The 20,642-nt window shown below is 68.9% G+C and carries 15 protein-coding genes; 5 read left to right on the forward strand and 10 right to left on the reverse strand.

The features are described 5' to 3' along the window. Positions 1–7: 7 nt before the first annotated feature. Positions 8–409 (reverse strand): GFA family protein, encoded by a 402-nt coding sequence (locus N7607_RS11255; protein ID WP_279867876.1) that lies wholly within the window; start codon positions 407–409, stop codon positions 8–10. 193 nt (positions 410–602) lie between these two features. Here N7607_RS11255 and N7607_RS11260 point away from each other — a divergent pair, with 193 nt between their 5' ends. Both N7607_RS11260 and N7607_RS11265 read left to right on the forward strand, forming a co-directional pair. Further along, complete coding sequence (locus N7607_RS11260) at positions 603–1,907, forward strand: CitMHS family transporter (RefSeq protein WP_279867877.1); 1,305 nt, start codon at positions 603–605, stop codon at positions 1,905–1,907. An 89-nt stretch (positions 1,908–1,996) separates the two neighbouring features. After that, a complete protein-coding gene (locus N7607_RS11265) occupies positions 1,997–2,758 on the forward strand; it encodes a TerC family protein (RefSeq protein ID WP_279867878.1) in 762 nt (253 codons plus the stop codon). Positions 2,759–2,839: 81 nt separating this feature from the next. Here the strand turns inward: N7607_RS11265 and N7607_RS11270 are convergent, their stop codons facing one another. The 6 genes from N7607_RS11270 to recC all read right to left on the reverse strand — a co-directional run bounded on the left by N7607_RS11270 (position 2,840) and on the right by recC (position 13,307). Continuing rightward, on the reverse strand, positions 2,840–3,277 hold the full coding sequence (locus N7607_RS11270; RefSeq protein WP_279867879.1) for a hypothetical protein: 438 nt from the start codon (positions 3,275–3,277) through the stop codon (positions 2,840–2,842). A gap of 9 nt (positions 3,278–3,286) precedes the next feature. Next, positions 3,287–5,125: an exodeoxyribonuclease V subunit alpha gene (gene recD / locus N7607_RS11275; RefSeq protein WP_279867880.1), complete on the reverse strand. Its 1,839-nt coding sequence runs from the start codon at positions 5,123–5,125 to the stop codon at positions 3,287–3,289. Between the two features lie 121 nt (positions 5,126–5,246). After that, a complete protein-coding gene (locus N7607_RS11280) occupies positions 5,247–8,930 on the reverse strand; it encodes a UvrD-helicase domain-containing protein (RefSeq protein ID WP_279867881.1) in 3,684 nt (1,227 codons plus the stop codon). Next, on the reverse strand, positions 8,927–9,367 hold the full coding sequence (locus N7607_RS11285) for a DNA-binding protein (protein ID WP_279867884.1): 441 nt from the start codon (positions 9,365–9,367) through the stop codon (positions 8,927–8,929). The genes N7607_RS11280 and N7607_RS11285 overlap by 4 nt, the downstream gene beginning before the upstream one ends. Continuing rightward, a complete protein-coding gene (locus N7607_RS11290; protein WP_279867885.1) occupies positions 9,364–9,960 on the reverse strand; it encodes a nucleotidyltransferase domain-containing protein in 597 nt (198 codons plus the stop codon). The genes N7607_RS11285 and N7607_RS11290 overlap by 4 nt, the downstream gene beginning before the upstream one ends. A gap of 74 nt (positions 9,961–10,034) precedes the next feature. Continuing rightward, positions 10,035–13,307, reverse strand: coding sequence for an exodeoxyribonuclease V subunit gamma (recC, locus tag N7607_RS11295; protein WP_279867886.1), 3,273 nt, complete (start codon positions 13,305–13,307; stop codon positions 10,035–10,037). A 213-nt stretch (positions 13,308–13,520) separates the two neighbouring features. Here recC and N7607_RS11300 point away from each other — a divergent pair, with 213 nt between their 5' ends. Further along, positions 13,521–15,194 carry a Na/Pi cotransporter family protein gene (locus tag N7607_RS11300; protein WP_279867887.1) on the forward strand — a complete coding sequence of 558 codons (1,674 nt, stop codon included), beginning with the start codon at positions 13,521–13,523 and terminating at the stop codon, positions 15,192–15,194. 3 nt (positions 15,195–15,197) lie between these two features. On the opposite strand, the gene N7607_RS11305 is transcribed toward N7607_RS11300, so the two are convergent. Continuing rightward, complete coding sequence (locus N7607_RS11305; RefSeq protein WP_279867889.1) at positions 15,198–15,872, reverse strand: transporter substrate-binding domain-containing protein; 675 nt, start codon at positions 15,870–15,872, stop codon at positions 15,198–15,200. 180 nt (positions 15,873–16,052) lie between these two features. Between N7607_RS11305 and N7607_RS11310 the strand changes: the two genes are divergently transcribed. Next, positions 16,053–17,057, forward strand: a complete 1,005-nt coding sequence (locus tag N7607_RS11310; protein WP_279867891.1) for a DUF5924 family protein — start codon at positions 16,053–16,055, stop codon at positions 17,055–17,057. 62 nt (positions 17,058–17,119) lie between these two features. Further along, the gene (locus N7607_RS11315) at positions 17,120–17,725 is read left to right on the forward strand and encodes a hypothetical protein (RefSeq protein ID WP_279867892.1); all 606 of its coding nucleotides are present in this window, start codon (positions 17,120–17,122) and stop codon (positions 17,723–17,725) included. 4 nt (positions 17,726–17,729) lie between these two features. Here N7607_RS11315 and N7607_RS11320 read toward each other — a convergent pair whose 3' ends face one another. Together N7607_RS11320 and hmpA are read right to left on the reverse strand one after the other, a co-directional pair. Further along, positions 17,730–19,346 carry a methyl-accepting chemotaxis protein gene (locus tag N7607_RS11320; RefSeq protein ID WP_279867893.1) on the reverse strand — a complete coding sequence of 539 codons (1,617 nt, stop codon included), beginning with the start codon at positions 19,344–19,346 and terminating at the stop codon, positions 17,730–17,732. A gap of 107 nt (positions 19,347–19,453) precedes the next feature. Continuing rightward, complete coding sequence (gene hmpA, locus N7607_RS11325) at positions 19,454–20,635, reverse strand: NO-inducible flavohemoprotein (RefSeq protein WP_279867895.1); 1,182 nt, start codon at positions 20,633–20,635, stop codon at positions 19,454–19,456. Between the last annotated feature and the right edge of the window lie 7 nt (positions 20,636–20,642).

A 20,642-nucleotide genomic window follows, 5' to 3' on the forward strand; every position in this document is an offset into this window, starting at 1 on the left:
AGACCGCCTATAGCTGTTCCTCATCTTCCTCGGGCAGCTGCTCGTCCAGATGCAGCCAGGGCAGGCGGTTCTTCACCCAGATATGCCGCTCGGCCGGCGCCAACTCAGGCTGGTCGAGGCTGGCGACCGTCAGGTCCAGGCTGTCCGGGCTGAGGTCGGTGAACAGGCTCAGCTGGCAGCCGCAGCGCCCGCAGAAGTAGCGCGTGCAGCTGGCCGACGAGGCATAGGCCGCCGGGCTGCCGCGGGTCCACTGGAAGCTGTCGCGGGGCACCGTCAGCCAGGTGACCACTATGCCGCCGCTGGTGCGCCGGCACACCGAGCAATGGCAGTGGGCGATGTCGCGCAGCGGCGCGCGGATGCTGTAACGCAGCTGCCCGCAATGGCAGCCGCCGTGGTGCAGTTCGCTCATGACACCCTCCGCAATCCCTTCATCGCCAAGCTAGCACGCCGAAAGCTGCCTGAAAGCTTCGCCACCTAGCATCCGTCCGCCGTCGTCCCCGGACCGATGGCCCGACAACAACAAGATGGGTGCCCGCCATGCCTCGCCACTGCCTGCCTCTGGCCTCGCCGCGACGCCACCGTGCGCCCGCCCGGAGATAGCCATGCTGACTTTCCTCGGCTTCGCCATGGTCATGACCTTCATGTACCTGATCATGAGCAAACGCCTATCCGCCCTGATCGCCCTGATCATCGTGCCCATCAGCTTCGCCCTGATCGGCGGTTTCGCCGCCGGCATCGGCCCGATGATGCTCGAAGGCATCGGCAAGCTCGCCCCGACCGGCGTGATGCTGATGTTCGCCATCCTCTACTTCGCCCTGATGATCGACTCCGGCCTGTTCGACCCGGCCGTGCGCGCCATCCTGCGCCTGGTCAAGGGCGACCCGCTGAAGGTGTCGATGGGCACCGCCGCGCTGGCGCTGATCGTCTCCCTCGACGGCGACGGCGCCACCACCTACATGATCTGCGTCGCCGCCATGCTGCCGCTGTACAGCCGCCTCGGCATGAGCCCGCTGATCATGGCCGGGCTGATCATCCTCGCCGGCGGCATCATGAACATGACGCCCTGGGGTGGCCCCACCGCCCGCGCCGCCAGCGCCCTGCACGTCAATCCGTCGGACATCTTCGTGCCGATGATCCCGGCCATGATCGCCGGCTGCATCGCCCTGTTCGGCGTCGCCTGGATCTACGGCAAGCGCGAGCGCGCCCGCCTCGGCGTGCTGCACCTGCCGGACGAGCAGGACAACCACGCCGCGATCAGCGTCTCGCAATACCCGGAAGCGCGCCGACCCAAGCTGCTGTGGATCAATGGCGCGCTGACCGCTGCGCTGATGGTCACCCTGATCGCCGGCCTGCTGCCGCTGCCGGTGCTGTTCATGATCGCCTTCAGCATCGCCATGATCATCAACTACCCCTGTCTGCAGCAGCAGAAGGAGCGCATCGCCGCCCATGCCGGCAACGTGCTGGCGGTGGTCGGGCTGATCTTCGCCGCCGGCATCTTCACCGGCATCCTGTCCGGCACCGGCATGGTCGAGGCCATGTCGAAGAGCCTGCTGGCAGTGATCCCTGAGGCGATGGGGCCGTACCTGGCGGTGATCACCGCCCTGGTGAGCATGCCGTTCACCTTCTTCATGTCCAACGACGCCTTCTACTACGGCGTGCTACCGGTGCTGGCCGAGGCCGCCAGCCACTACGGCATCAGCCCGGTGGAGATGGCCCGCGCCTCGATCGTCGGCCAGCCGGTGCACCTGCTCAGCCCGCTGGTACCCTCGACCTACCTGCTGGTCGGCCTGGCCAAGATCGAGTTCGGCGACCACCAGCGCTTCACCCTCAAGTGGGCAGTGCTGATCTGCCTGGCCATACTGGTGGCAGCGTTGCTGCTCGGCGTGTTCCCGCTGTTCGGCGGCTGACCCGACGGCAGACGGAATTTTCACGCAAAGCCGGATAGAATCACGCCGCCCGCGCGGCCTTCGCCTACCACCGTACAAAGGAATCCATAATGGAATGGCTCACCAACCCGGAGATCTGGGTTGCCTTTCTCACCCTGACGGCCCTGGAAATCGTCCTCGGCATCGACAACATCATCATGATCGCCATCCTGGTCGGGCGCATGCCGCCGCACATGCAGGCACGCACCCGCTTCTTCGGCCTGGCGCTGGCGATGGTCACCCGCATCGCCCTGCTGCTGTCGATCACCTGGATCATGCGCCTGACCAACGACCTGTTCGAGCTGTTCGGCCAGGGCATCTCCGGGCGTGACCTGATCCTGTTCTTCGGCGGCCTGTTCCTGCTGTGGAAGAGCACCACCGAGATGTACCACAGCCTGGAAGGCGAAGATGAAGCCGAGCAGACGCCGGGCAGCACCGCCGCGCGCAACTTCATCGGCACCATCATCCAGATCGCCATCATCGACATCGTGTTCAGCCTGGACTCGGTGATCACCGCCGTCGGCATGGTCTCCCACGTGCCGGTGATGGTCGCCGCGATCATCGTCGCCGTGCTGGTGATGATGCTGGCCGCCGGCACCATCAGCGACTTCATCGACAAGCACCCGTCGCTGAAGATGCTGGCCCTGGCCTTCCTGGTGGTGGTCGGTACCGTGCTGATCGCCGAGAGCTTCGAAGTCCACGTGCCGAAAGGTTACGTCTACTTCGCCATGGCCTTCTCGCTGGGCGTGGAAGCACTGAACATCCGCATGCGCGTCCTCAAGGGCCGCCGCGAAGATCCGGTGAAGCTGCGCAAGGATATTCCGGGCGAATAAGCCGGCAGCTGTGGACAAAAAAACGGGGCCGAATGGCCCCGTTTTTCATTTCACTCGACGAAGCGCTCGCCGCGAAAGGTGCTAGCGGCGCAGCGACCACAGAAACGCCGCCATGCCCAGCCCAGCGGCGCTGAGAAGCAGCACCGGGCCCAGGTAGCCGACCAGCTCCTGCAAGCCCAATAGCGCCTGCTGGCCCAGTTCGATTGACAGGCGCCAGCGCCGCTCCTGGGGTTCGGGCGTATAGCCCCCGGCCAGCCAGATCTGGTAGGCGGAGTGCAACGGCAGTAGCGACAGGGGCAGCAACAGCAGACACAACCAGTTGCCACCTCGACCAGGACCTAACACACCCCAGGGTCGGTAGGCCGCGAGAATCAGGCGCAGGAAACAGTAGGCGTAATACAACACGCCGGAAAACACTAAAACGCTACTCACTGACGGCTGACGCCACAGGTACAGACCCGAGGCCGCCAACAACAGCAGGCTCAGCGCGGCCCAGATAATCAGGAAAACAATCTTCATCCAACTCCCCTAGAACAGACTGAGCTGGTCGGTTGCCGATGGCATCGCAGGTGCCAGCGGCTCACTGGCGACTGCCTGCGGGCCAGCTCCTAGACGCTCCGCCAGTCCCGCCGCACGCTCGGCCCTGGTATTCACCGCCTCGGACAGGCGTGCCGGCAGGCCCCAGATTTCCACTTTCTGTTTGGCGCGGGTGATGCCGGTGTAGAACAGCGCGCGGGTCAGTAGCGGGCTGGGGCTTTCCGGCAGGGCCAGCAGGACCTCGGCGAACTCCGAGCCCTGGCTCTTGTGCACGGTCATGGCGAAGGCGCTGTCGTGGCTGGGCAGGCGTGCCGGGGCGAAGGCGCGGAAGCCTTCTTCACCCTCGAAATACACCCTGAGCCCGTGCTCGCCGTGCAGGCAGATGCCGATATCGCCGTTGAACAGGCCCAGCGCATAGTCGTTCTGCCGCACCATCACCGCACGGCCGGGGTACCAGCGTTCGCGTTCGGCCAGCGAGTAGCGGCGCTTGATGCGTGCCTCCAGCGCCTCGTTGAGACCGCTCACACCCCAGGGGCCTTCGCGCTGGGCGGTGAGAGCACGGAAGGCGTTGAAGGTGGCGAAGGCCGCGGCCGCATCACCGCTGCGTGCCGCCAGCAGGTAGGGGCGATAGCCCTGCTCCAGGCGATCCAGCAGCGCGGCCTGGCTCGGCTCGGCCTGCCAGGCCAGATCGGCGCGGCCCTCGCGCAACAGGTTGAGGGTGCCGGCGGCATCGCCGCCGTTGATCCGCCGCGCCAACTCGCCGATGCCGCTGTCGCCGGCGAAGCGATGGCTGTGGGTAAGCAGCACTACGGCGTCGCCCAGCGCCGAGCGCGGCGTCTCGACCGGCACGTTCTGCCCGGTGATGCGCTGCAGCTCGGCGGCAGCCGCCGCGTCGAAGCCACGCCCCTCGCACAGCTCGGCGAATACCGCGCCGGCCTCCACCGCCGCCAACTGGTCCTTGTCGCCGAGCAGGATCAGCCGCGCCTGCGGCGGCAATGCGTCGACCAACTTGGCCATCAGCGCCAGGTCGACCATCGACGCCTCGTCCACCACCAGCACATCCAGCGCCAGCGGCCGCGCCGCATCGTGGCGCACAGCCGGGCTGTCGCCACGGCTGCCGAGCAGGCGGTGCAAGGTGCGCGCTTCTTCCGGCAGCAGCGCCTTGAGTTCGCCGGCCAGTGGCAGCTCGGCCTTGGCATTGCGAATCGCCTCGGCCATGCGTGCGGCCGCCTTGCCGGTGGGCGCGGCCAGGCCGATGGCCAGCCTGTCACCGCCCGGCTGTTCGAGCAGCGCGGCGAGCAGGCGCACCACGGTGGTGGTCTTGCCGGTGCCGGGGCCGCCAGAGATCACCGCCAGCCGACGGCGCACCGCCTGGGCCGCGGCCAGGCGCTGCCAGTCCGGCTGTTGCTGGTTGAAAGCGAACAACCGCGCCAGGCTCTCGGCCAGCTGCGCCTCGTCCACTTCCGGGCGTTCGCTGGACATGCCCAGCAGGCGCTCGGCCAGGCGCTGCTCGTAGGCCTGGTAACGCGCCAGGTACAGGCGCTCGCCGTCGAGAATCAGCGGCGCGAATGCACTCGGGCCGGCGACCAGCGCGGAGCCCCGCAGGTGGGTACGCAGCTCGCTCAGCGGCGGCAGAACGAAATCGAATTCCGCCCAGGGGCGCCGACCGGCCACCCGCGCCAGCGGCAGGCAGACATCGCCACTGGCCAGGGCCTCGCTGCACAGCGCGGCGCAGGCCAGCACGGCGTCCGGCGCCTGCGGCTCCAGGCGCTGCAGGCTGGCCAGCAGGGCGCGTTCCAATGGGCCGATGGGTAGATCGGTGAGGGTCATAGGACGCGCTCCCTCACCCCAGCCCTCGGCTTCCTGCGGCGACCTAGCTCCTGCATCCATGCAGTCGTCTCCCACAGGGAGAGGGGGTGGTTGTTCGCCACGTCCGGGCTACCGTCGCGGTTCATCGTTGCGCCTCCGCAAACAGGCGGTCCAGGGCATCCAGCAGCGCATCATCCGGGCGTGCAAAGTACACCCCGGCCTCCGGCATGCCACGCAGGAACAGATAGAAAGCGCCGCCCAGCTGTGCGTCGGTGAAACCGGCCAGGCGCGTGCGCAGGAAGCGCCGCAGCGCCACCAGGTAGATCAGGTACTGCAGGTGGTAGTGCTCGCTGGCTATGGCTTGCTCCAGGCGTTCGCTGCCGTAGTGGTCGACGGTCGGGCCGAGCCAGTTGGATTTGTAGTCGAGGATGTACCAGCGCCCGTCGTGCTCGAAGGTGAGGTCGATAAAGCCCTTGAGGAAGCCCTGCAGCTCGTCGAACTGCAGGCGCTCAGTGGCCTGGCGCATGGCCGGCGGCAAGCGGTACACCGGGTCGGCGAGCAGCGCGCGCAGAGGCTCGACCTGGAGATTTTCCACCGGGAAGGTGAAGCCCAGCTCGGGCAGGCGGCGGGTCGGGTCGAGGGCGGCCAGGCTCAGGCCCTGGCCGTCCAGGTCGCAATCCAGCACGCGCTGCAACTGTGCGGTGGCGGTCTCGGCCCAGGTCGCCGCGTCGATGCCGTGGTTCTGCAGGGCAGCCGGCACCAGCTGCTCCAGGCTGCCCTTGCCACGCATCCAGTCTTCGAGAATGGCATGCAGGCAGGTTCCGGCGCGGGCGCCGCGGGGGAAGGCGAAGAAGCCGGCACCGGGTTCGCTGGCGGCGGGCATGGCCAGACTGTCGCGGTCCGGCGCCTCCATATGCATGCCGGCGGCCAGGCCGGAGAAGCTGCCGATGCGCCAGGCGCTGTGCAGGCTGCGGGCGAAGCCCTGCAGAGCCTGCGGCGGCTCGGCGCGGCTTTCACCGGCGGCGCTGGCCTCGTCCATCAGCAGCGGCAGGCGGGCGATCAGGTTGTCGCTACCTTGCGCCAGGGCGTCCAGCTCGGCGGCCAGGGCCGGGCCTTCACGCGTCGCCAGATGCTGGGCCAGCTCGCCCAGGGCATCGGTACCGGACAGCTCGCGGCCGTGCAGCAGCCAGGCGAGGGCACTGCTGTGCAGGCCCTCGTCGGGCAGCGAACCGTCCTTCTTCACCTTGGGCAGGGCGGCCGGGCCCCAGTGCAGCCACAGGCGATCGCGGGCGCGGGTCAGGGCCACGTAGGTCAGACGCAGTTTCTCGGCGAAGCTCTCACGCCGCGCCGCCTGCAGGCGCTCGTCCAGGCGCGCGCTGCCGAGGTCGAGCAGCGGCTGGCCGTGCTCGTCGTGACAACGCGCGGTGTCGGTGTGCTGGCCGAGCAGGCGGCCGTCCCACAGGAAGGGGCAGAACACCAGGGGATATTCCAGGCCCTTGGAGGTATGGATGGTGACGATCTGCACCCGCTCGGCATCGCTCTCCAAGCGCAACAGCGCATCCTCGCCGGCGCCCTCGCTGCCGCGCTGCGCCTGGAACCAGGCCAGCAGCGGCTCCAGCCCGGAGCGCTGCAGGCTCTCGGCCTGCAACAGCTCGCCCAGGTGCAACAGGTTGGTCAGCCGGCGTTCGCCGTCGATGTCCTGCAGCAGGCGCTCGGCCACCTGCTCCTGGTCCAACCACGCTCTAAAGACGCGCATAAAGCCCTGCTGCTGCCACAGCTGGTGGTACTGCTCGGCGGCGGCGCGCTCGGCGTCCCAGGCACGCTCGTCGTCCTGGCAGCGGGCGATCTGCGCGGCATCGCGACCGAGCAGGCGGGTGGCCAGCGCATAGCGCAGCACGCCCTCGCGACCAGGCTCGGCGTAGGCGGCCAGCACTGCTGCCAGCTCGGCGGCCTCCTCGCTGTGCCAGACGCTGTCGCGACCACGGCGCACGCTGGGCACGCCGCGCGCGGCCAATTCGGCGGCGACGCTGGCGGCCTCACGATGGTTGCTGACCAAAACCGCGATATCTCCGCCCTTGAGCGGAGTCCGCTTAAAGCTGCTGCGCCCCGCGATAGCTGCGCCAGGCCCTCGCTCCGAACTCGCCGTACTATCCGTACTGTCTCGTCCGTCGCTCCGGGCCTGACTTGCTCTCACGGGGCTCGCGACGCTTTGCACGGACTCCGACGGCTCTATTTGCTCTTCGAAATAGGCGGCACCTTGCGCGCTGGCGGCGAGCAGGGAGGCGATCCGTCGCGCCGTGTCCAGCGCAGCCAGTTCGCCGGCGCGAGCCTTGTTCAGCCCCTCGTCACCGAGCCAGACCAGGCCCAGCGGCGCGCTGCCTTCCTGCTCGGGCAGCACCAGAGTGGCCCGCGACTTCTTGCCGACGCTGACCGGCGGATAGACCAGGCCCTCTTCGGCAAACGGCTGCGGGCGGTCGAACAGCCGGTTCAGCGCGGCGATCAGCTCGGGCGTGGAGCGGAAGTTGAAGGGCAGGTCGTACTGCCGCTCGGCGGCATCGCGGGCCTGCAGGTAGGTGGCCAGGTCGGCGCCGCGGAAGGCATAGATGGCCTGCTTGGGGTCGCCGACGAAGCAGAGGTCGCCGCCATCCCGGTAGATGCGGTCGAAGATGGCGTACTGGATCGGGTCGGTGTCCTGGAACTCGTCGATCAGCGCCAGCGGGTACTGCTCGCGCAGCCGGGTGGCCAGGTCCTCGCCCGCCGGGCCCTGCAGGGCCTCGTCGAGACGGTTGAGCAGGTCGTCGAAGGCCAGCAGGCGCTGGGCCGCCTTGCGTTGCGGCAGCTCGACGTTGAGGCGGTCGAGCAGCTCGACCTGCAGGGCGATCAGCTTCTGCCGGCCCGCCGGTTCGGCGGCGGCCAGGGCCTGGGACAATGTGTCCAGCGCATCGGCCAGCTCGCACTGGGGGGCGTCAAAACCCTTCTTGCAGGCCTTGCCCAGGGCGACCGCCCCCAACTTGAGCAATCCTTCCGGCGCCTCGAACAGGGCCGCCGGGTCGGCGAAGTAAGCGTCCAGCTCGGCCGACCACAGCGGCAATTTGGCGACCTTGTGGGTGGTCTGGCTGAGGCCGCCGTGCCCACGCAGGGTCTCGATCCAGCCGCAGCCGGCGTCGTGCCACAGCGCGGCAGCGCGCTGCCAGGCGGTGCTGGCGGCGCTCAGCTCGGCGTCGCTTGCCGCCTCGCGCGGCTCCACCCGCAGGTAGGGCTTGCCCAGATGGCTGCGCAGCGCCTGGCGCAGGGTCGCCGGAGTGATGCGCTGCTTGGCCAGGAAGCGCGCCCAGGCCGGGTCGGCCTCGGCCAGCACATGGCGCCAGACGTCGCCAAGCAGGGCGTCGAGCACCTCGCGGTCGTCCTGGGTCAGCTCGGCGTCGAAGTCGCCACCGGCCTCGAAGGCCGAGTCCTGCAGGGCGCGCTGGCAGAAGCCGTGGATGGTGAAGATGGCCGCCTCGTCGAAGCCGTGCACCGCCAGCAGCAGGCGCCGGCGCGCCGCCTCGCCGGGATGGCGACGGTGCAGCTCGATGAGGAAGTCGTCGCCGCTCGTGCCTCCCTCGTACAGCGCCAGCAACTCGGCCAGACGCGCACGGATACGCTCGCGCAGCTCGGCGGTGGCGGCGGTGGTGTAGGTAACCACCAGGATCTGCCCGACGCTTAGCTGCTGCTCCAGCAGCAGGCGCGCGTACAGCGCGGTCAGGGTCCAGGTCTTGCCGGTGCCGGCGCTGGCCTCGATCAGCGATCGGCCGGCGAAGGGCGAGTCGTGCAGGTCGAGACTCATGCCAGCAGTTCCGGGTGGTGCTCGCCCAGCCAGGCCATGACCCGTTGCAGCAACTGCTCGGCCTGTGCCTGGGCTGCGTCCGCCATGGAGCCGCTCACCACATCGCCCGAGTAGTCGATCACGTTGCGCTGCTTGCGCAGGCTATCGAGCAGGATCAGGGTGCGCTGCTCCAGGCCGATGGTCTTCGGCAGGCTTTGCAGCATGGTCTGGTGGTGCCCCGGTTTGCTGGTCAGGGTGCGATAGCCACTGGCCTGCAAGGCGGCATTGGCCGACTGCATGATCGCCTTGTAGGCCATGTCGAAGCGGCCTTCCGGGCTGATGCCGGGCAGGCGCGAGTCCGCCAGGCTGCGCCGGGCGGCCTCCAGCAGGCGCTGGATGGTCGAGGCGTCCGCGGCGACCGCCTCCAAGGACAGACCGAGCAAGTTCTCCAGGGTCATCCCTGCTCCTCAAGGTGCTTCAGGTCGGCGTCACTGCCGAGGATAAACAGCTTCGGCTTGCCCAGCACATCGCGGATGAAGCTGCCCTGCTCCTGCAGTGCCAGGCGCCATTCCGCGGGCCGGTAGAGCTTCGGGTTGATCTCGCGGCCCAGGGTCGCCTGGAGCGGATACAGCGCGGCCACCACCTCGGCGAAGCCGAGCTCGCCAATCAGCAGCAGGTCGATATCGCTGTCGCTACGCGGCGTGCCGCTGGCCATGGAACCGAACACGAAGGCCACCGCGATCTGTTCCTGCAGGGTCAGCAGGGCATCGGCCAGGACTTCGGCCAGGCCGCTGGTCTTGCGCAGGATGCTGGCCAGTTCTTCGAACACCGGGCACTGGCGGTTGGCGCTGTATTGCAGCTGATTGCCGACCTTCTGCTTCGTCAGCACGCCGGCTTCCGCCAGTTTGCCCAGTTCGCGGGTCAGGGTGCCGGGCTGGGTGGCGGTCAGCCGGGCGATTTCGCGCAAGTGATAGCTGCGCTGCGGATGCAGCAGCAGCAAACCCAGAACCCGGCGGCGGTAGTCGGTAAACAGCAGCGAGGCGAGGCTCATGGCAACCTCATATGTTGCTTTAAAGGCAACATATGTAGCCTAAAAGGCAACACATGGAAAGCCGTCTGCATGCCTCAATCCTCCTCATCGGGAGCTGCCAGCGCCTTGAGCGCTGGGCCCAGCAGTTGTTCGGCCAGGGCCTCGAAGCGTGCGTCGAGCGGCTCGCGCTGGCGGAAGGCGAGGGCGTACCAAGGGTCGTTGATCTCGCCCGGGATAGGGCTGAACTCGGCGCCGAGCCAGGCGGCCGAGGCCTTGTCGCGGGCGGCGTCGATGGGCTCCTTGCGGCTCTTGGCGGCGGGCGTGACCAGCGCCTTGGCGAACTCGTAGCTACTGCGGGTGATGAAGGGCGACGGCTCGCACAGCGCCTCGCGGTAGGCGGCCAGCCAGGGCTCCAGCAGCGCGCGGGCATCGCCCAGCGGGCCGAGCTGCCAGTCGCCGGCAGGCGACACCAGCAGGCTCTCGCGGGCGATCTCGGGCGTGGCGGCCACATTCAACAGCAGGTGACGTAGCCAGAAACCGGGCAGGTCCCAGGCGCCCGGAGCGGCCAGGCGCCAGTCGAACAGGCCGCCGGAGGTGACGCCGTCGAGCCAGCCGTGCACACGCACGCCTGCCAGTTCGATATCCACCAGCAGCGGCTGGGGTGCATCCTCCGGGCGCGCCTCGAACAGGCGCGGGGCGAAGGCGCGCACCGGGCCGCGCTGCTTGCCCCACAGGGCGTGGCCCAGCTCGCCGGGCGGCAGCCAGCCGGCGGCCCGGGCGATACGCCGTTCCTGCTCCTCGGACCAGCCACGCTCCACCGCCTGCAGGGCCAGCTGACGCAAACCACGGCGCGCCGGGCCTTCGAGAGCGAAGGGTTCATCGGCGGCGATGGCCTCCTCGGCCTCGGCCAGGCGCAGGCCCAGGCGCTGCTCCAGCAGGAAGCGCGCCGGATGCTTGAAGCAGTAGAGCAACTGGCTCGGCTCGATGGTCAGCGGATCGCCGCCCGGCCCGTCCGCATTCGGCTCCGGCAGGCGCTGGATAAAGGCCGGCGCACTGGCCGCCGGTGCCTCGGCCAGGCGCTGGGCGGCGCGGAACCAGGCCGCGGCGAAGCCCCGCCGCGCGCCGATCTGCTCGAAGTTGCCGGGGGAGAAGGGCTGCAGCGGGTGCTCGATGGTGATGCGCGCGCTAGCCTTGTTCGCCCCCTGACTCGCGGTGAGATCCACGGCCTCCAGCAGCTCGCTGATCAGCACCGAAGGCGGCAGCTCGGCGTTGTCGCGCGGGTCGCGGCCGACATAGCTGAGGTACAGGCCATCGCGGGCGCTGAGCAGGGTCTCGAGGAACAGGTAGCGGTCGTCCAGGCGCCGCGCGCGGTCGCCGCGGCGCGGACGCTTGGCGATCAGGTCGAAGCCGGCGGCCGGCGTGCGCCGGGGCAGGGCGCCGTCGTCCAGGCCGAGCAGGCAGACCTGGCGGAACGGCAGGCTGCGCATCGGCACCATGGTGCAGAAGGTCACTGCGCCGGTGAGGAAGCCCGAGGCGCCGCTGCCGCTCTCCAGCGCCGCGCCGAGCTGCTGGCGCACCAGCGCCAGCTCGACCGGGCGGGTGATGGCGGAGTCCTCGGCCTGGCGCGCCAGGGCCGCACAGGCCTGGCTGAGCAGGAGCAGGGTGTCGCCGGACTCGCGCTCGTCGAACAGCACGTCGATCAGGCCCTGCAGGTCCAGCGCCCAGTCGCCCAGCGGGCGAGCCCGCTGCAGGCGTTCGGCGAGGCCGGCGAGCTGCTCGACGAAGGCGCACAGGCGGCCGAGCAGCTGGGCGCGGGCGCCTTCCAGGGCATCCAAGGGGAGGCTGTCGCCGAGCAGCGGTACGCCATCGCCGGCCAGTTGTGGCGGCGCGGTGAAGCCGAGCAGCAGGCGATCCAGGCCCTGGCGCCAGGTGAAGGCGTCGTCGGCCGGCAGGTCCAGCGCCTTCCGATGACCACCGTCGCGGCCCCAACGCACGCCGGCCTGGCGCAGCCAGTCGCGCAGCAGCGGCAGGTCTTCGGGTTCGATACCGGCGCGACGGGCGATGGCCGGCTGCTCCAGCCAGGCGAGGATTTCCTCGGCGGCGAAGCGGCTCTCCGGCAGGCTGAGCAGGCCGAGGAAAGCCTCGATCAGCGGCGTCTCGGCGCGCAGGCTGCGGTCGGCCAGGCTGTAGGGCACATAGGGCGCACCTTCGCGACGGGCGAAGACGGCTTCGATATAGGGCGCGTAGCGCTCGATATCCGGGGTCAGCACCACCACCTGGTCCGGGCTCAGGTGGGGGTCGACGGCGAAACGGGCGAGCAACTGGTCATGCAGGATCTCCACTTCGCGCAGCGGCGAGTGGGCGATATGCAGCTCCAGCGAGCGGTCGTCCTCGCGCAGCACCAGGCGCTCATCCGGAGTGCGGGTGCGCAGGCGCAGGATGTCCTGCTGCAGGGCGTGCAGCAGGCTGTCGTCGGCCAGCTCGTTGTCCTGCGGGTAGATGCCGTGTTCCTCGGCGATCTGCCCGAGCAGGCTGTCGAAGAAGTCGCGGCCCTGCTTGCCCAGGCTGGCCAGCAGCGGGTGGCCGACATCGAGGTACCAGTCATCCGGGCTGACCTCGGATTGCGCCAGCTCGCGCACGTCGCGAATCTCGCCCCAGGCCTCGCGGCAGGGGTTGAGAGCGAACACGATGATATCCGTATGCCGCGCCAGCCCCTCCAGCACGCGCAGGTGGTGCGGCGGCAGCGAGCTGATGCCGAACACCAGCAGGCGTTCGGGCATGCCCTTGATGGGGGTATCGGCGTGCAGGCGCGCCAGCAGTTCGCCGAGCAGGCGCGCACGGTGCGGGTGGCCATCGCGGGTCAGCTCCTGCCACAGCAGCGCCTGCCACGCCTCGTCCGGCCCCAGGTCGCAGGTCTCGCCGCGCTCCCAGGCGGCCAGCCAGTCGTCGCGGTAGAGCAGGTACTGGTCGAACACGTCGGCGATCTTCGCCGCCAGGGCCAGGCGGCGGCGCTCATCGCCACCTTCCAGATAACGCTGCAGGCGCTCGGCGCGGGCCAAGTTGGCCGGCTCGCACAGCCAGTCGTACAGGCGCCAGGTCATCGCCTGCGGGTTGAACGCCGACTGCTCGGGCAGGGCGCCGAGCACCTGGCGCGCCAGGGCCCAGACGAAGCTCGACGGCAGCTGCACCTCCAGGTGCATGGCGATGCCCTGTTCGCGCGCCAGCTGCAACGTCAGCCAGCGGCCGATGCCCTGGCTCGGCACCACCACCCGCGCCGGCGCCAGCACGTCCGCCTGCGGCTGGGCGAGCAGCTTGCAGGCCAGCAAGCCGAGGGTTTCAAGGTCGGGGGCGTGGTACAGGCTGAGCATGGGGTGGCGTCCGGTGGTAGGCCGCTAGGGTAGCAGTTCATGGCCGCGCAATGGCCGCTCCGGCAGCGCTCAGATCCGCGCATGAACCTGCCCAACGAGCAGCGGCAACGGAGGCTGAACGCCTGGCGCCTTCACCGATCTACAACTAAAGCTAAACAGGAGGGCGCCGGAAAATCGTGCCCGTCGAAGAAGAGCGAGCCCCGAGGCTGCGCCATGCTGACCCTGCTCAATCTGCTATCCGCCATCGCCCTGCTGGTGTGGGGCACCCATATCGTGCGCACCGGCATCCTGCGGGTGTATGGCTCGCAGCTGCGGCGCATCCTCAGCCACAGCGTGGCGCGGCGGCCGCAGGCATTCGCCGCCGGCATCGGCGTCACCGCCCTGGTGCAGAGCAGCAACGCCACCGCCCTGCTAGTGACCTCCTTCGTCGCCCAGGACCTGATGGCGCTGGCCCCAGCCCTGGCGATCATGCTCGGTGCCGACGTCGGCACCGCGCTGATGGCGCGGGTGCTAACCCTCGACCTGTCCTGGCTGTCGCCGCTGCTGATCTTCGTCGGCGTGGTGCTGTTTCTCTCGCGCAAGCAGAGTCGCCTGGGTCAGATCGGCCGGGTGGCGATCGGCCTCGGCCTGCTGATCCTGGCGCTGCAACTGATCGTCCAGGCGGCCAAACCAATTGCCGAATCCCACAGCATCGAGGCGCTGTTCGCCTCGCTGACCGGCGACCTGCTGCTGGACGCCCTGGTTGGCGCGCTGTTCGCCCTGATCACCTACTCCAGCCTGGCCGCCGTGCTGCTCACCGCGACCCTGGCCGGCAGCGGCATGATCAGCCTGCCGGTGGCCATCGGCCTGGTTATCGGCGCCAACATCGGCAGCGGCGTGCTGGCGCTGATCAACAGCAGCATGCAGTCGGCGGCCGGGCGCCGGGTGGCCCTGGGCAGCCTGCTGTACAAGCTGCTCGGCCTGCTCCTGGTGTTGCCGCTGGTAGAACCGCTTGTGCAGTGGATGGAAAAGCTGGACTGGTCCGCCGCGACCCTGGTGATCAGCTTCCACCTGGCCTACAACAGCCTGCGCTGCCTGCTGATGCTGCCGACCGTGGGCTGGATGGCACGCCTGTGCAGCCTGCTGCTGCCGGAACGGGCGCGTGACGAAGGCGTGGCCCGGCCACGCCACCTCGACCGTACTGCACTGGAGACACCGAGCCTGGCCCTGGCCAACGCGGTGCGCGAGACCCTGCGCATCGGCGACCTGGTGGAGCAGATGCTGGTGCACCTGCGCGAGGTGCTGCGCGGCGGCTCCAGCGAGGCCAGCCAGCAGGTGCGCCGCCTGGACGATGACGTCGATGCGCTGTACGGCGCGGTCAAGCTGTATCTGGCGCAGATGCCGCGCGACGACCTGCCGGCCCACGACAGTCGGCGCTGGGCGGAGATCATCGAGCTGGCGGTGAACCTGGAGCATGCCGGCGACCTGATCGAGCAGATGGTCGGCAAGCTCGACAACCACAAGCGCGCCCGCCACTACAGCTTCTCCGACAGCGGCCTGGAGGAGCTCAGCGGGCTGCACGAACTGCTGGCCAACAACCTGCGCCTGGGCCTCAACGTGTTCCTCAACGGCAACCGCGACAATGCCCAGCGCCTGCTGCAGGAGAAACGCCACTTCCGTCGCGAGGAGCGCAAGCTGGCCCACGCCCATGTCGGCCGCCTCAGCCGCCAGGTGGTGCAGAGCATCGAGACCAGCGCCCTGCACCTGGAACTGATCGCCGACATGAAGCGCCTCAATTCGCTGTTCTGCGGCAGTGCCTATGTGGTGCTGGAAGGGGACGACAGCCCCGCGCTGGAGGCCGAGGAAGCGCCGCTATCCTCGCCACCCGTGGCGCCACCGCTCCACTGAGGCTCAGTGCCTCGGGTAGCCGGCCTCGATACGCTCCAGGCTGCCATCCTCGCGCATGCTCTGTACGGCTGCCGCCAGGCGCTCCACCAGGCGTCGGTCGCAGCGCCGCGAGCAGGCCAGATACTGCGCCGTGGAGCCGAGCAACTCACTCTGCACCAGGTGCAGGCCACCTTCCTGGCGCTGCAGCAGCTCGGCCTCCAGCACCGGGTTGTACCAGGCATCGACCCGCCCGGCGCGCACCATGTGCAGCGCCGAGGGGCCCTGGTTGACCTCGACTATCTGCGCTGGCGCGAAGCCGCGGGCGAGCAGGATGCTGTGCCCGGCGGAGCCACGCGATACGGCGATGCTGCGCAGTCCGCTGGCTTCGGCGAAGGAGCCGAGCCTGCGCGCACGGGTGTAGAAGGCCCGCTCCACACGCACGATCTCGGCGATCCAGGTGAAATTGGCCTCGCGCTCGGGCAATCGCGCCAGGGGGATGATCAGGGTGTCCCGCAGTTCCGGCACCACGGCAAGCGCCCGCGGACTGGGCACCACGACGAGCTGGTAGGCAAAGCCGGCGCGCCGCAGAGCCTCGAGGGTGACGTCGCCGACTATGCCCTTGCGCTCGGGTTGGTTGATGGTGATCGGCGGCACCTCCATCAGATACAGCGGCAGCTGTTCGGCCGCCTGACCCGTCATTGCCAGCGCCGCTGCCAGAACGCCCCAGGCCGATCGCCAGGCCGATATTCGTCGCCGACACGCCATCCACAGCCCTCCGTCCAAGCCCTCAGTGTTGACCCGGCCATCGCGTCGCGCCAGCGCGGCGGCAGTCCTGCTGGTATCCTGCCGACCCCTCCCTCATCCCTCGTCCCGCCGCCGATGCCGCACTGGAAACCCCACCTGCTTCGCCTGCTCGCCCTGCTGCAACGCTACCCCGGCCTGATCGCCGCGTTCGGCTTCTGCTCGGGCGTGGCCAGCTTCATCCTGGTCGACCGCCAGGCGGGCGTGGGCAAGGTGATTGCCGTGCTGATGCTGCTGAGCTGGGTCTGGCTGTTGCTGGAGAGCCTGCTGACTCGCAGCGCGGCGCGCTGGCTGGGGATCGAGGTGCCGCCGCTGCTGCTGCGCTACCTGACCCAGCTGATCCACCAGGAAAGCCTGTTCTTCGCCCTGCCGTTCTTCTTCGTCACCACCGCCTGGAACAGCGGCCAGGCGCTGTTCACCGGCCTGCTCGGCGCGGCGGCGCTGCTGGCGATCATCGACCCGCTCTACTACAAGTGGCTGGCCGCGCGGCGCTGGCTGTACCTGAGCTTCCACAGCCTGGCGCTGTTCGCCGTGCTGCTGGTGGCGCTGCCGCTGATCGTCCACCTGACCACCGCCGAGAGCTATCGCCTGGCCCTGGGCATCGCCCTGATAGTGACCCTGCCGAGTCTCGGCAGCAGCCTGCGCATCCAGCGCGGCTGGCGCTGGGCGACCCTGGCCGGGCTGGTCGCCGCCCTCGGTGTCGGCGCCTGGCTGGCGCGCCCCTGGGTGCCGCCGGCGACCCTGTGGCTGACCCAGGTGGCGGTCACCGAACAGCTGCAGGAGCGCAAGCCCGGGCGCAGTCTCGAGCAGGTTTCCGCCGCCCAGCTGCAACAGGCCGGGCTCTACGCCTACACCGCGATCAGCGCGCCGCGCGGACTGAACGAACGCATCTACCACGTGTGGAAGCGCGACGGCGTGGAGATGGACCGCATCGCCCTGGATATCCACGGCGGACGCAAGGCCGGCTACCGGGCCTGGACCCACAAGCGCAACTTCCCGAGTGAGCCCGCCGGCGACTGGCAGGTGCAGGTGGTGACCGAGGCCGGCCAGCAGATCGGCGTGCTGCGCTTCCGCGTCGACTAGTCGCTAGCCAGGACAGGAGCGCTGGGGCAAGCTGCGGCCAGGCACATCGCAAGGATCGCACCATGCTCAGAACCATCACCTGTCTGCTGCTCGCCCTGCTGCTGGGCGGCTGCAGCGACGACTCGCAACCCAGCGCGGCGGAGCGCCAGTTGCTGCTCACCGGCGCCGACTTCGGCTATGGCGAGGATGCCGGCTACTTCGGCAAGACCACCACCTACTGGACCCGCACCACGGACCTGAGCTACGACTCCGAGCCGCTCAGCGGCCTCTACCTGCACAGCACCGTGTCGCTCACCTCCAGCGCCGGCGAGGCGCTGATGTCCAGCTACAGCTCGCTGCAGGGCGCCGGCATCGCCCTGGGCCTGCTGGGTGAAGGGGTGACCGAGGAAGAGATCGAGCTGACCCGCAAGCTGGGCAGCCACGCCAAGCTGATCCTGCTGCGCAAGGACGGCGAGCCGATCGGCAACATGTTCTCCGTCAGCACCGGCAAGAAGCTGCAGTTCACCGTATTCACCGGCCAGCACTATTTCGACTCAGGCGCCGAGTTCGAGGCCTTTATCGAGCCCAAGCTGGCCGCCCTCGAAGCGCACCAGTACGACGACCCCATCGTGGGCTGGGGCAAGGGCCTGTTCGCCGACGAGGACGACGGCGAACAGGAAGCGCGCTGAGCCGCTACAGGCGGAAGCGCTGCACCATGCCGTTCAGCTCGCTGGCCAGGCGCGCCAGCTGGTCGCTGGCCACGGAGGTTTCCTGGGCTCCGGTGGAGTTCTGCTCGGCGATATGGCGGATCGCCACCAGGTTGCGGTCCACCTCGCGCGCCACCTGGGCCTGTTCCTCGGCGGCGCTGGCGATCACCAGGTTCATCTCGTTGATCTGCCCGACCCGCTCGGCGATCAGCGCCAGCGCGCCGTCCGCCTGGCTGGCCATCTCACTGCTGCGGCTGGCGTACTCGCTGCTGGCGCCCATGGCGTCCACCGACTCCTGACTGGCGCTCTGGATCGCGCTGATCATCCGCTCGATCTCCTGGGTCGAACTCTGCGTGCGCTGGGCCAGCGCGCGTACCTCGTCGGCCACCACGGCGAAGCCACGGCCCTGATCGCCGGCCCGCGCCGCCTCGATGGCGGCGTTGAGCGCCAGCAGGTTGGTCTGCTCGGCAATGGTACGGATCACCTCCAGCACCCGGCCGATGGCGATGGCCTCGTCGGCCAGGCGAGCAATGGTGCCCGAGGTGATCTGCAGGCGTTCGCTGAGCTGCTCGATGGTGCTGCGCGTGGTGCTCACCTGCTGGCGCCCGGCCTCGGCGGTCTGCTCCGCCTCGCGGGAAGAGTCCGAGGTGTGGTTGGCGTTGCGCGCCACCTCGTCCACCGCCGCCGACATCTCGGTAACCGCGGTGGCGGCCATCTGGATCTCGTCGTTCTGCCGGTTGATGCCCTGGGCCGATTGCTCGGTAACCGCGTGCAACTCCTCGGCCGCCGAGGCCAGCTGGGTGGCGGCGCCCTGGATGCCCTGCAGGGTGTCGCGCAGGTTCTCCTGCATCAGCTTGAACGAGGCCTGCACCTCGGTGATCTCGTCGCCGCCACTGCATTGCACCGGCTGGCTGAGATCGCCGGCGGCGTTGCGTGCCACCACCTCGCGCAGCTCGGTGAGACGCAGGTTGATGCCGCGACTCATCGTCCAGGCCTGCACCCCGCCGCCGATCAGCAGCAGTGCCAGCAGCCCGGCGACCAGGTTGAAGTTGCGCTGGTACAGCGCCAGGCCCTGTTCGTACTGACGCTCCGACTCCTGCAGCTGCACCTCGATCAGCTTGCCGAACTGCTCCGACAGCGGGTCGATGTGCGGATACAGCTCCTTGGCGGTGAAGGCTGCCAGGGCCTCGCCGTCGTCGGCACGCAGGATCGCCTTGAGTCGTTGGATCGGCTCATGGGCCTGCTGCATCAGGGGTTGGATCTGGTCGATCAGACGCTTCTCGTCGTCGATCAGGTGGGTGGCCAGGTAGGCCTGCCAGAGCTGCTGAATCTTGCCTTCCGCCTGCTCCACCTGGCTGGCCGCCTCGCTGGCAGGGAGGCCGCCGTTGCGCGCCTTGTGGCTGGCGTCGACTATGTTCACCGCGTAGAGATCGGCGATCACCTTGAGGTCGCGCAACGGCACCACACGATCCAGGTAAACGCTGTTGAGGCCGTCGAGTACACCGCGCAGGCCGGTGAGGCCGGAGATGCCGATAGCCAAGCTGCCCGCCATCATCAGGACGATGAGGACGAACAACCTTGTCCGAATAGTCCAGTTTTTCATGGTAGGTCACCTACTACAGGCGCAATGCCTACCAGAACCATAGCTGCGTTTTGCCAGCAGTGCCGGCCGGTGCCATGCCGCAGCGGGCATGACGCCGACCGCTGGTCTCACGCCTCCAGCGCGGAAGCCGGGCCGAAGAACTCGTAGCGCGTCTGCGCTTCCGGCACGCCCAGCTCGCGCAGGTTGCGCTTGAGCGCGGCCATGAACGGCTTGGGGCCGAGGAAGTAGGCATCCAGGTCGCGCTCGGCCGGCAGCCAGGCGCGCAGGCGCTCCAGGGAGAGGCGGCCGTGGGCGTCGGCGCCATCGTCCGGGCGCGCCTCGTCGAAGCAGTAGAAGCGTTGCAGCTGCGGATGCGCCGCCGCCAGCTCGTCCACCCGTGCGGCGAAGGCCTGCACGCCGGCATTGCGCGCGCAGTGGATAAAGCGGATCGGCCGGCCGCTGTGTACCGCCGCTTCGAGCATGGTCATCAGCGGAGTGATGCCGACCCCGGCGCCGATCAGCACCAGCGGTTTGCTGGAAGGGCTGAGGGTGAACTCGCCGGCCGGGATGAACAGCTCCAGCTGGTCGCCTTCGCCGACGCGGTCGTGCAGGTGGTTGGACACCCGGCCGCCCGGCTCGCGCTTGACGCTGATGCGGTACTCGCGGCCATCGGGCGCGGCGGACAGCGAATAGTTGCGGCGCACTTCCTCGCCCTCCAGCTCGAGGCGCAGGCCGATGTACTGGCCGGGGATGAAGTCTAGAATCGCGCCGCCATCGACCGGCTGCAGATGGAACGAGGTGATCTCCTCGCTCTCGCGCACCTTGCGCGCCACGCGGAAGGCCCGCGCGCCACGCCAGCCACCCTCGGCACGCTCGCTGGCGGAGTAAACCTCTTCCTCGGCGCCGATCAGCAGGTCGGCCAGCTGGCCGTAGGCGGCGGCCCAGGCGGCGATCACCTCATCGGTAGCGACCTCGGCGCCGAGCACCTCGCGGATCGCGCGCAGCAGGCAGCTGCCGACGATCGGGTAATGCTCGGGAAGGATCTGCAGCGACACATGCTTCTGCACGATCTGCCCGACCAGCGGACCGAGGGCCTGCAGGCGGTCGATGTGCTTGGCATACATCAGCACGCCGTTGGCCAGGGCCCGCGGCTGGTCGCCGCTGGCCTGATGCGCCTGGTTAAACAGCGGGCGCACCTGCGGATATTCGCCGAGCATCATGCGGTAGAAATGGGTGGTCAGGGCCTCGCCGCCACTTTCCAGCAGGGGCACGGTGGCCTTGACGAGAGCGATGTGTTCGTTGGACAACATATGGGTA

The sequence above is a fragment of the Pseudomonas sp. GD04019 genome (assembly GCF_029837695.1).
Classification (GTDB): Bacteria; Pseudomonadota; Gammaproteobacteria; order Pseudomonadales; family Pseudomonadaceae; genus Aquipseudomonas.